Source organism: Candidatus Bealeia paramacronuclearis, from assembly GCF_035607555.1.
Taxonomy (GTDB): Bacteria; Pseudomonadota; Alphaproteobacteria; order UBA9655; family UBA9655; genus Bealeia; species Bealeia paramacronuclearis.
In genome coordinates this window covers 1-1,471 of sequence record NZ_JAVHWZ010000014.1, presented here as the reverse complement: position 1 = coordinate 1,471, position 1,471 = coordinate 1, and the positions used below count along the sequence as shown (strand labels likewise).

At 45.6% G+C, this 1,471-nt stretch carries 4 protein-coding genes; all 4 read right to left on the bottom strand.

Annotation, left to right across the window (positions count from 1 at the left end; all coding sequences use genetic code 11):
* Positions 1 to 95, bottom strand: a 95-nt coding sequence (locus Bealeia2_RS10650; RefSeq protein WP_414437892.1) for a RebB family R body protein, incomplete at its 3' end; no start/stop codon positions are given.
* 187 nt (positions 96 to 282) lie between these two features.
* Positions 283 to 555 carry a RebB family R body protein gene (locus Bealeia2_RS10420; RefSeq protein WP_331256858.1) on the bottom strand — a complete coding sequence of 91 codons (273 nt, stop codon included), beginning with the start codon at positions 553 to 555 and terminating at the stop codon, positions 283 to 285.
* A 17-nt stretch (positions 556 to 572) separates the two neighbouring features.
* Positions 573 to 908: a RebB family R body protein gene (locus tag Bealeia2_RS10415; RefSeq protein WP_331256859.1), complete on the bottom strand. Its 336-nt coding sequence runs from the start codon at positions 906 to 908 to the stop codon at positions 573 to 575.
* A gap of 79 nt (positions 909 to 987) precedes the next feature.
* Positions 988 to 1,308: a RebB family R body protein gene (locus tag Bealeia2_RS10410; RefSeq protein WP_331256860.1), complete on the bottom strand. Its 321-nt coding sequence runs from the start codon at positions 1,306 to 1,308 to the stop codon at positions 988 to 990.
* Positions 1,309 to 1,471: the final 163 nt, after the last annotated feature.

The following is a 1,471-nucleotide window of genomic DNA, read 5'->3' as shown; positions in this document are numbered from 1 at the left end:
AATGAGTCTGTGACCGCTTGATAAAGACGACTCATCGCAACTGCCGCAGAAGAACCGAGTGTCATCACGCTTGTTTGGGTGATGTTATCAGTCATTTGGGCATTCACTGTTCCCTCATTCGCTGATGTGGAATTGGAATTGATATTGGCTAAATTCATTGTCTTGCCTTTCTGTGGCAATATGCCTTTTCTGTCGTTTCAATTTCTCAAGCTCTCTCACCAAGCTGACGATGGGACTCTGCATGGGATCAATATGGACAAATGGAATTCTCCACTGTTCCTCTTACTGGAACGTGTGGCCCGGGGTCATATCGTTTCCCATAATCACAACTCGCTCTTGTGGCTTTTGAACCTGAATCACGGCATCCCTGACACTTGCCAGACTCAGAATCTGATTTTGTGCCTGTTGTGATACCGCATTATAAGCGCTCAAAGCATGCGCATGACACATCGCTAAAACCTGTCCCGCTAAAGCAATCGATGGCGTCTCATCAATCACGAAGTGAATCGGCTGATAAGGCTGCTGAGCTTTAGAGTGAGATTTGCGTCGTGCCATGCTTGCCTCTCTTGATCTTAACCGTAAGGATTAGACTGTTTCATTGACTGCAACAAAAGCATGTTCAGTGCACTGGCAGGAAGATCAGCCTGTGCAACTTTCTTAGTTGCGTCTGCGACAGATGCGGTGTCGACCGCATAAATCAGGTTAATACCTTGTGTTGTTGTTGCCTGATGGATCAAGTTCGATTGCTGCTGTGCAAATGTCGCATTCTGAATGGAAGTGGACAAAGAGTTAGCGGCGGCCTGATACAGATTGCTGGTTGCCACGGCTGCGGACTCTCCTAACACCTTGACGTTGGATTGCGTTACCGCATCTGTGATCTGATCATTGACGGCTGTAGGGTAAGCCATTGTGTTCTCCTTTATTCATTAATGTTTAACTTCAATGTCTTGCCAAGATTAATGAGCTCCTTCAAGAGACTCATGTTTCTTATTTATTCAATGCTTTCAACATGATGGTCATCAATGCATCAGCAGGAACGTCTGCACGTGCCAATTTCTCAGATGCATCACCAACAGCAGCGGTGTCGACCGCATAAATCAGGTTAATGCCCTGTGTTGTTGTTGCCTGATGGATCAAGTTCGATTGCTGCTGTGCAAATGTCGCATTCTGAATGGACTGCGCCAATGAATTGGCAGAAGATTGATAGAGATTGCTTAATGCCACTGCTGCGGACTCGCCCAAGACTTTAACATTGGATTGAGTCACTGCATCAGTAATTTGGTTATTTACAGATGTAGGGAAAGCCATAGTGATATCTCCTAGCTTTGGTTAACTGTGTGTTTCAGTTCGCTTCACTCTTGCCTGCGTTGCGAGACTCTGACTGTGATTAAATCATATCTCACACTCCAGATCAAATTCGTGGAAGTCTGAGGGATTCTTTGCTGTTTAGCTGGCAGCGATAGAGAGGATA